At 50.0% G+C, this 9,282-nt stretch carries 9 protein-coding genes; 7 read left to right on the forward strand and 2 right to left on the reverse strand.

Going from position 1 to position 9,282, the window contains the following annotated elements; all coding sequences use genetic code 11:
- Positions 1-80: 80 nt before the first annotated feature.
- Entirely contained in the window at positions 81-1,166 is a 1,086-nt protein-coding gene (locus tag ACKFKH_RS19670) for a glycosyltransferase family 4 protein (RefSeq protein ID WP_446860037.1), read from the reverse strand.
- Between the two features lie 520 nt (positions 1,167-1,686).
- Between ACKFKH_RS19670 and glgA the strand changes: the two genes are divergently transcribed.
- From glgA to ACKFKH_RS19700, 6 genes are all read left to right on the forward strand, one after another.
- On the forward strand, positions 1,687-3,162 hold the full coding sequence (glgA, locus tag ACKFKH_RS19675) for a glycogen synthase GlgA (RefSeq protein WP_446860038.1): 1,476 nt from the start codon (positions 1,687-1,689) through the stop codon (positions 3,160-3,162).
- Between the two features lie 189 nt (positions 3,163-3,351).
- Complete coding sequence (locus ACKFKH_RS19680; protein ID WP_446860039.1) at positions 3,352-4,179, forward strand: inositol monophosphatase family protein; 828 nt, start codon at positions 3,352-3,354, stop codon at positions 4,177-4,179.
- 137 nt (positions 4,180-4,316) lie between these two features.
- Positions 4,317-5,252: a J domain-containing protein gene (locus ACKFKH_RS19685; protein WP_446860040.1), complete on the forward strand. Its 936-nt coding sequence runs from the start codon at positions 4,317-4,319 to the stop codon at positions 5,250-5,252.
- Positions 5,252-6,505, forward strand: a complete 1,254-nt coding sequence (locus ACKFKH_RS19690) for an ATP phosphoribosyltransferase regulatory subunit (protein WP_446860041.1) — start codon at positions 5,252-5,254, stop codon at positions 6,503-6,505. Before ACKFKH_RS19685 ends, ACKFKH_RS19690 begins: the two co-directional genes overlap by 1 nt.
- A gap of 36 nt (positions 6,506-6,541) precedes the next feature.
- Complete coding sequence (locus ACKFKH_RS19695; RefSeq protein ID WP_446860042.1) at positions 6,542-6,769, forward strand: indolepyruvate ferredoxin oxidoreductase subunit alpha; 228 nt, start codon at positions 6,542-6,544, stop codon at positions 6,767-6,769.
- A 54-nt stretch (positions 6,770-6,823) separates the two neighbouring features.
- Positions 6,824-7,549 (forward strand): ABC transporter ATP-binding protein, encoded by a 726-nt coding sequence (locus tag ACKFKH_RS19700; RefSeq protein ID WP_446860043.1) that lies wholly within the window; start codon positions 6,824-6,826, stop codon positions 7,547-7,549.
- A gap of 45 nt (positions 7,550-7,594) precedes the next feature.
- Here ACKFKH_RS19700 and ACKFKH_RS19705 read toward each other — a convergent pair whose 3' ends face one another.
- Positions 7,595-7,942 carry a hypothetical protein gene (locus ACKFKH_RS19705; RefSeq protein WP_446860044.1) on the reverse strand — a complete coding sequence of 116 codons (348 nt, stop codon included), beginning with the start codon at positions 7,940-7,942 and terminating at the stop codon, positions 7,595-7,597.
- Between the two features lie 461 nt (positions 7,943-8,403).
- Between ACKFKH_RS19705 and ACKFKH_RS19710 the strand changes: the two genes are divergently transcribed.
- Positions 8,404-8,922 (forward strand): hypothetical protein, encoded by a 519-nt coding sequence (locus ACKFKH_RS19710; RefSeq protein ID WP_446860045.1) that lies wholly within the window; start codon positions 8,404-8,406, stop codon positions 8,920-8,922.
- The last annotated feature ends 360 nt before the right edge of the window (positions 8,923-9,282 follow it).

The following is a 9,282-nucleotide window of genomic DNA, read 5'->3' on the forward strand; positions in this document are numbered from 1 at the left end:
CCTGAAACCCCGGTCGATCGTTGACAAGGCTGGCCAATAAGAGATTTGAATCGCCAGCCAACACTACAGGTTATTTAATCCTAAGCACTCCGATTAACACTGAGTCGTAGGGGTCGCGCTTGACGATTCATCACATACCGCTCCGCTAAAACCTTCTGATAAGCAGCTTCATAGCCGTCCGTCATGCGTTCTACACTAAAGCGTTTGGCGACATATTGCCGACAGTACGATCGATCCAATTGCTCGACTTTTTTGACCGCATCAACGCATTCGTCGATCGTGTCGCACACAAAGCCACTTTGACCGTGAGCAATCACTTCTGGCGTTGAGCCAAGACTCATTGCAATCACAGGAGTTCCGGCAGCCATCGACTCGATCATCACCAGCCCAAATGGTTCCTTCCAGGTGATCGGAAACAGGGTGGCGATCGCTCCGCCCATCAGCGCGTTTTTCTGAGTGTGATTGGCTTCGCCGAGAAACTGGATCTGGTCGCCGTCAATGTGAGGCTTGATTTCTTGCTCAAAATATTCGACATCTACTTTGTCAACTTTGCCCGCCATTTTTAGCGGGAGTCCGGCTTTTTTGGCGATGGTAATTGCGTGATGCGGCCCTTTCTCGGGTGAAAGGCGACCCAGAAATGCTAGATAAGGGGGGTCACTGGGCTGCGCGTGAAATTCGTGACGATCGACAGCGATCGCGTTGTAAACTGTCGCCACATAGTTGAGATCCAATCCAGGTTTGCGCTGGGCGTTGGAGATACTCACATAATTTTGATGCTTGGCGCGGCGAAATAGCTTTTCGCGATCGGGCATAAAAGCCCCGTGTAACGTGTGAATCGTCGGCGTTTTGACCAGATTGGCGTAAAGCAGCGTCGAATAATCTAAGTGAGAATGAATGACATCAAACTCAGAAGCGCGATCGTACACATGACTCAGTTGCAGCATTTCATAAACGCTGTACTCCTTCACCGTCGGATCTAAACGAATCGCTTGGGGATGCACCGACTCTAATTTAGCCAGACTGAGGGAGTCACCCGATGCAAACAACGTGACTTCATGCCCCCGCCGCACCAGTTCATCGGTTAACAAACTTACGACCAACTCGATACCGCCATAGGCTGGAGGTGGAACACGCTCCCACAATGGGGCAACCTGAGCAATTCGCATATAAATCTCCCGTTGTAATAGCCGACTTGATGACTGAGACAGGAATCTCTATTCCACATCTAAACCAATTCGTTTGCGTTTCCTATCTTTCTTTAGAGTGATATTCCTGCTTTCTATGAAGAAATGATGAAGTAGATAACCTGTGATTAGTCTAGCAAAACCTTAGCATCAATTTAGCATCAACAAAGTGATTAGATGAAACGATCAAAACTCAGTATCGGTATTTTAAGCCAGTATTTTTGCTGTTTTTTCAGCGTTCTCAAATCTGTTTTTCTGATACATCAATTCAGATTACTGAGATGCTAACCAATCAATCTTTTTATCCATCGTGAACTGATTTAGCAAGGGTTTGTGTTGTTTTATGAACTGATTTTTCTACTGAGAGTGTCCTATCCAATTGTCTGTTCAGAATTTTTGATATCTCTCGATCGACGACTAGACGATGGCCCAAAGTTGCGTATCATTTTAAGGGGAATACCGGAAAAACAAACTTTTGTAAAGCTGATAAGAGAGAACAGATATGTACATTGTGCAGGTTGCCTCTGAGTGCGCCCCTGTCATCAAGGCGGGAGGCTTGGGTGATGTGGTTTATGGCCTCAGCCGCGATTTAGAAATGCGGGGTCACACCGTCGAACTGGTGCTGCCAATGTACGACTGTATGCGCTATGACCACATTTGGGGGCTGCATGAAGCCTACCGCGATCTGATGGTGCCCTGGTATGGGGGCGCGGTTTGCTGTCAGGTATTTTGTGGCTGGGTACATGGTCGCCTGTGCTTCTTTATTCAACCGCAGTCGGACGATCGCTTCTTCGATCGAGGCTGTTATTACGGTTGCTCAGATGACAATTTTCGGTTTGCCTTTTTTAGTAAGGCGGCACTGGAATTTTTGCTCAGAAGCAACAAACGGCCTGATGTGATTCACTGTCACGACTGGCAAACGGGGCTGGTTCCGGTGATGCTGTTTGAGATTTACAAATTTCACGGTATGGAGTATCAGCGCGTTTGCTATACCGTTCACAATTTCAAGCATCAGGGCATGGGCGGCAGTGAAATTTTGGCGGCAACTGGGTTAAATCAGGCGGCTTATTACTTTCAGCCCGATCGCCTGCGCGATGACTTTAATCCGTTTGCGATCAACTTTATGAAAGGCGGCATTACCTACTCCAACTTTGTCACTACCGTTTCGCCACATCACGCCTGGGAAGCTCGCTTTAGCAAAGAAGGCTATGGGTTAGGTCATACGCTGCATGTCCATCAAGATCGGTTTCGCGGCGTTTTGAATGGCATCGACTACGACGTGTGGAATCCGCAGAGCGATCGCTACATTCCTCATCATTACAGCGTTGACGACTTAACGAACAAAGCAAAGAATAAGAAGGCTTTACAGGAGCGGCTGTTGTTACGAGAGAGCGATCGCCCGTTGATCTGCTTTATTGGACGATTGGATGAGCAAAAAGGGGTTCATTTAGTCCATCACGCGCTTTACCACAGTTTGAAGCAGGGCGCGCAATTTGTTCTATTGGGTTCCGCAACCGAAGCCGGAATCAACGCCCACTTTCACCACGAAAAACAATTTCTCAACGACAATCCCGACTGCCATTTAGAACTTGGCTTTAACGAAGAGTTGGCTCATTTAATCTATGCTGGGGCAGACATGATCATTGTTCCGAGCAACTATGAGCCGTGTGGATTGACGCAAATGATCGGGCTGAGATATGGCACTGTGCCGATCGTGCGCGGCGTAGGTGGACTGTTGGATACTGTCTTCGATCGCGACTACGAAGGCACCAAACCGCTCGAAGAACGCAACGGATATGTGTTTTATCAAACCGACAAGTCCGCCCTAGAATCCGCGATGGATCGGGCGATCGGGCTTTACCAACACGCTCCCGAACTGTATGAAAAGTTAGTCCTCCAAGGCATGAACTACGATTACTCCTGGAACCATCCGGGTGAGGACTATCTGAAAATTTACGACTTCATTCGTCATCGTTAACGTCAGTTCGATGGAGTTTTTTCGCTTCGATGTTCAGTGCTTCTGCCCCCCAACCCCCCAACTTTGGGGGACTTTCAGACAAGACTTCCGGTTCAAAGTCCCCTAGCATTGAGGGATTTAGCTTGCTCTCCCGGATTAATCGCCGTAGCGAACGATTTCATCGAATTCACGTCATCGTTAACCCAACTCATGCCGCATCTGCAAATTCTCCTCGACATCGCCACCGAAGCCGCCCTCTCTGGGGGTGCCGTTTTGCAAAACTACTGGGGCAAGTTAGAAGACATTCAAGAAAAAGGGCGATCGGGCGATCTGGTCACCGAAGCGGACAAAGCCGCCGAGAAAGCCATTCTAGAAGTGCTGCATCGACACGTTCCCGATCATCCCATCCTGGCAGAAGAATCTGGAAAACTAGAGGGGTTGGCAAGTAACTATCTCTGGGCGATCGACCCCCTCGACGGCACGACCAATTACGCGCATCAATATCCGTTTGTGGCGGTGTCGATCGGGCTGTTAATTGATGGAATTCCTCAAGTCGGCGTGGTCTACGATCCGATTCGTCAGGAGTTGTTTCGCGCGGCAAAGGGACTGGGAGCAACCTGTAATCGCCGTCCCATGCAAGTTTCTCAAACCGATGACTTGAGTAAAAGCCTGTTGGTGACTGGATTTGCCTACGATCGCCGCCAAACCTCCGATACCAACTACGCTGAATTTGCCCATCTGACCCATTTGACGCAGGGAGTTCGGCGAGACGGGGCGGCCGCTTTGGATCTGGCTTATGTCGCTTGCGGTCGCTTGGATGGTTACTGGGAGCGAGGTTTGTCGATTTGGGATATGGCGGCGGGTGTCGTGCTGGTGCAAGAAGCGGGGGGCCGGGTGACGGCTTACGATCGCACACCCTTTCAACTCAGTTCTGGCAGAATTTTGGCCACCAATTCTCAAATCCATGACAGCCTCAGTCAGGCACTTTTAGAGGTTGGGAGCGAGGTTGGGAGCAAAGCGAGAAATCTTATAGAATAATCGGAGACTGATTGGCTGCTCACAGGTCGGTCTAAACGATCGAGCAATGCTCTAAGTCAACTTCGTCTGACAAATCAGATCAGTCTGGCTGGATCGCATACACTAAACATCATCTAGCGCAAGCAGGTAGACACAACATGAGTTTTCAAATACAACGAGGTCTATTCATGTTGGATTTTGCTGACCATCACTCGGTCTTGGGCGTGTCGATCGAGGCAGATGTCAAAGAAATCCGCAAAAGCTATCTGAAAATTGCGCGGCGGCTGCACCCTGATAGCGGACTGGCTGTAAGTGACTCCGATCGACTGCTGGCGGATCAGCTTCTTTCAAAAATGGTCAACCCCGCCTGGGAAAAGCTGTCCCAAGAAAAGAACCGCGTTGATCACGTTCTCATTCTCAAGCTCAAAGGGCAGTCTGCACAGCGCAACCCCTCGATCGAAGTCATGGGCAGCCTGGCCAAACAGCTAATGACCGCCAGCAATCCCGATTATTTTTATCGAACGGCGCTACAAGATCTCGCAGGCAGACAATATGAGCAGTTTGACCAAGCGATCGAGCTAACGGCTCAAATCAGTGAACTCAATCTCGTCTACGTCATGCGGCGAGAAGCCAACGGAGAACTGGTCGAACCCAAACCCCAGCTGTTTACAACGGCCACTCACACGCCTGCGCCTGCTGCCGAAGTTGTGGTGACTCCCGCTGCGCCCAAAGAAGAATCGATCGCCGAGCAGTATTACCGTCGAGCAGAAGGGTTTATGGCTAAAGGCAACTATGCCAAAGCTACCCTTGAGCTACGAGACGCACTAAAAATTGAGCCAAACAATAGTCGCTGTCACAGCCTGATGGGGATGGTTTACCTGCGCCAAAATCAAGGGACGATGGCCAAAATTCACTTTAACAAAGCGCTGTCAGCGAATCCTCAAGACCCCGTGGCGCTCGAAGGAAAACAGTGGCTAGAGCAAAAAGCCAGCGGTACAACCTCTCAACCGTCTACAAAACCCGCCAGCAAGCCGACTAACGCCAAGCCCAACGGCGGACTCTTTGGCGGCCTATTTGGTGGAAAGAAAAAATAATGGTGTATCAACCGCCTACTGGGGCTAGAGATCTGCTGCCTTTGGATGTGGCTCAAAAACGCTGGATCGAAGATCGGTTGCAGCAGGTGTTTTATCGCTGGGGCTACCATCGGATCATTACCTCGACGCTAGAACGATTGGATACATTGATGGCGGGGGGAGCGATCGAGCGATCGACCGTCTTACAATTACACAATCTCAATGATGAAGTGTTGGGGCTGCGTCCAGAATTGACGGCCTCGATCGCGCGGACTGCGGTCACTCGCATGGCAGGATCGACTTTTCCTCAACGGCTTTATTACAACGCCAATGTGTTTCGTCGGGCGCAAGAAGGCAGCCACACGGGACAACAAGAATTTTATCAAGCAGGCGTTGAATTGTTGGGCGGCGGCGGCTTGTTGGCTGATGCAGAAATTTTATTGCTGACGATCGACAGTCTCGATCAGCTAGGGTTTCAGGGCTGGTCATTGATTTTGGGTGAAGCGGGCCTGACGCGATCGCTGCTCTCTGTTTTTCCGTCTGATCTGCGAAACCGAGTCCGCACGGCGATCGCTCATCTCGATCGATTAACCCTCGAAGCCTTGCCCCTGTCGAATGAACTGCGCGATCGAGCCTTGGTGCTGATGGATTTGCGCGGTAAGCCTGCGGATGTGATTCAACAAGTGAGTCAATTAGATTTGGACGACAGTCAGCAAGAAGCCGTCAACAATCTCAAATCTCTAGTTGACCTGCTACAAGATAGTTTGCGGCTGCAATCTGACCGGGCTTCTGAGTTGGCGATCGTGCTTGATTTGAGCATCATTCGCACCTTTGACTATTACACGGGGATTGTGTTTGAGGTGGTCAGCAGTCCCGTCTCAGGTCAGCAGGTTTTGGGTCAGGGTGGACGCTATGACCAGCTTTTGGGTCAGTTTCATCCCCAAGGACAGACCATCCCCAGTATCGGATTCTCTCTACAAATCGAGCAGCTTCATCAAGTACTTTTGCAGACGGGTCAGCTTCCGATGCAGACGGCTGCGAGCGAGTGGCTTGTCGTCTCCGAAACGCCCCAAACGAATGCGATCGCCTTCTCCTACGCCCAAACCCTACGCAACCAACCCGAACCGCTCCAGGTAGAACTTGATCTCAGCGGCGGTGCTGGAGAGTTGAGCCTCGATCGTGAAACCATCCGCACCCAAGCCCAAAGCCGTCGGATCGCCAAGATCGCTTGGATCAAGGCAGACGGTTCGGCGGTTGTGGAGACGCTGAGTTAGCGATAATGAAAGCATCCCATCATTGAGAGAACTACTGTGTCCCATACGATCGTGACAAATATTTGTGAAGGCGTTGCAGACTGCGTAGACGCTTGCCCTGTTGCCTGCATTCATCCTGGGCCAGGCAAAAACACCAAAGGCACAGACTGGTACTGGATCGATTTCTCCACCTGCATCGACTGTGGAATCTGTCTACAAGTTTGTCCTGTCGAGGGTGCGATCGTCCCCGAAGAACGCCCCGAACTCCAAAAAACCCCCGAATAGCCTCCGACCGCCCACTTTCAAAGCTTCTTCTCATCCCTCATCCCTCATCCCTCCATGACCTCCCCCCTTCTCGAAGTTGACACTATCCACGCAGGCTATATCAAGGATCTCAACATCTTGCAGGGTGTAAGCATGACGGTGTACCCCGGTGAATTGGTGGCGATTATTGGCCCCAACGGAGCCGGAAAATCGACGCTGGCAAAGGCAGTCTTTGGGTTGCTGACTCCCAATGAGGGCACGATCGCGTTCAAAGGTGAGAGCATTGCCGGACTCAAATCAGACCAGATTGTCAAACGGGGAATGTGTTACGTCCCGCAGATTTCCAATACCTTTCCGTCGCTGACCGTCGAAGAAAACTTAGAGATGGGAGCCTTTGTCAGAGACGTAAATTTGCAGCCGCTCAAAGATGAGATCTTCACCAAATTTCCTCGTCTGGCAGAACGGCGCAAACAACGCGCAGGCACGCTTTCTGGAGGCGAACGGCAAATGTTGGCAATGGGTAAAGCCTTGATGCTACAGCCCAGTCTATTGCTGCTAGACGAGCCTTCTGCTGCGCTCTCTCCAATTTTAGTCAACAGCGTCTTCGAGCAAATTCGTGAAATCAACCGGGGCGGAACGGCGATCGTCCTCGTTGAACAAAACGCCAAAAGAGCTTTGGAAATGTCCGATCGCGGCTATGTGTTAGAAGCGGGGCGCGATCGCTTTGAAGGACGAGGCATCGATTTACTCAACAACCCCAAAGTCGCCGAACTCTACCTCGGTGCTGGCAAAGCCCACTAACGAGCCAGTTCTAATTCATCCCTCATCCCTCCAAACCAAATCTCGCTACACAGAGACTTCATCCACGCGGACATCAAGCGCTTCGCCATTTGGGGGACAGATGCTAATTTTGGCAGTTTTTGAGAACGGTTTGAGCAGGTTGGCGATCGCCACCACATTGTTTAAAACCCGCAGATTGATCGCCTGGTCAGGGCAATGGATCACCAACGTCAGGGCGCTTGCTGTAATCGAAAACCCCCAGTGACAATTGATGAGCAAAGCCTGCATTACCCCATCACAGGACTCATAAAAACATCGATTGACCGCCTCTTCTAACCTTCGGCGCAGCCAAGCATCCTGCTCTGTCCATTCGGAGGGCGGCAAATCGTCTGGGACTAAATAAGAGGTATCCATAAGTTATCGGGAGAATGACCGATTGTGAAGATGCAGCACTTCTCTATCATGAGCCTATTAAAGACCGATCGGGAGAACATTCGACGCATCTTTATTAGTTTCTAAGAATTGCCCAAATTTATTGTGATAAGAGACACAGAACCCGCAACGGTTAGAGCATCAAGAATATTCGAGCGATTAGTTTTCTGCTTAAGACGTGCCTGATTTGCTAGAAGAAAATCTATCGAGCGATGAATTTGTTTTTGATAAATGCTCAAATGGAAACTTCTAAAAGAACAAGTAAAAGAACAAGGGTTTGAAATTGAAGGGTTGAGAACTGAAGTTGTTGAGTATTATTAAATGATATTCAGGGCATTTTAGGTGAATTATTACCATCCTTTAAAGTCATCTATTTAACATTTGATCCCTAAATATTGGGAGCCGATCCTGATTCTGCCGTTTGGTTACTGAGGAGTTCATTGATGAAAGTTCTTAATTGGTTGCGTTTGAGAGTGGGTGCGATCGCCGTGGGAAGTGGCACGATCGTAGGTCTTTCGCTGATGACCCAGGCTCCCGCTTTTTCGCAGGCGGCTTACGGTAGCTATGTTGGGGTTGGCGCGTCGTTTGGGTTGACCAGGGCAGAAAATGACGATCGCAAAACTTCGGGCGTGATTGCAGGTCGCTACAAGCTTTTGAGAGCGCCGATTTCGCTAAGAGGACAAGTTTTGATCGGCGATGGGGTGGCGCTCGTTCCGACGGTTTCCTACGATATTCCGGTCAATTGGCAAACGGATGTCTATATTGGCGCAGGGGCTTCGATCCCGATCGGGAGCAATACGCCCATTGGTGACCAGACGAGCTTTGTGCTGCAACCGGGAATTGATTACGCGCTGCCCAACAGTAATGTGGTGCTTTTTGGGAATGCTATTTTTGCTTTTGACGGCTACAAGCGAGGTGGGGCAGCGACTTCACTCCAGGGTGGCGTAGGGATTCGATTCTAGATGTCAGCTTGTCAAAAATTTGTGCAGGTTGAAACCCTCAGCACAGCCTTACTAATCACAGCCTTACCCTTCTTGATTCCGTTTTTACGGAGATGAGTTGAATGGCAGTCAAGACATTGCGTGGTGTCTCTCAGGATTCTCACAGGTTCATCACTTCACCCTACCTCGTTTACCTTCCTCTTAGAGGATGTTTTAAAAGTCATCTCGCTGGTAGCAGAACGGGTTAGATCCCGCCTAGCCCTCCTTAAAAAGGGAGGAACCAGATTCAAAATCCCCCTTTTTAACGTCAGTTCGATGAGAGTGGCTCGCTTCGTTTAATTTAGCTTCAGCCCCCTTGTATCTTAAGAGTGTGGCAGACCG

It is taken from the genome of Phormidesmis sp. 146-20 (assembly GCF_052939475.1).

Bases quoted from the DNA above. Each gene is read 5' to 3' on its own strand.
- ACKFKH_RS19670 (WP_446860037.1), bottom strand. From the start codon at position 1,166: ATGCGAATTGCTCAGGTTGCCCCATTGTGGGAGCGTGTTCCACCTCCA.
- glgA (WP_446860038.1), top strand. From the start codon at position 1,687: ATGTACATTGTGCAGGTTGCCTCTGAGTGCGCCCCTGTCATCAAGGCG.
- ACKFKH_RS19680 (WP_446860039.1), top strand. From the start codon at position 3,352: ATGCCGCATCTGCAAATTCTCCTCGACATCGCCACCGAAGCCGCCCTC.
- ACKFKH_RS19685 (WP_446860040.1), top strand. From the start codon at position 4,317: ATGAGTTTTCAAATACAACGAGGTCTATTCATGTTGGATTTTGCTGAC.
- ACKFKH_RS19690 (WP_446860041.1), top strand. From the start codon at position 5,252: ATGGTGTATCAACCGCCTACTGGGGCTAGAGATCTGCTGCCTTTGGAT.
- ACKFKH_RS19700 (WP_446860043.1), top strand. From the start codon at position 6,824: ATGACCTCCCCCCTTCTCGAAGTTGACACTATCCACGCAGGCTATATC.
- ACKFKH_RS19705 (WP_446860044.1), bottom strand. From the start codon at position 7,942: ATGGATACCTCTTATTTAGTCCCAGACGATTTGCCGCCCTCCGAATGG.
- ACKFKH_RS19710 (WP_446860045.1), top strand. From the start codon at position 8,404: ATGAAAGTTCTTAATTGGTTGCGTTTGAGAGTGGGTGCGATCGCCGTG.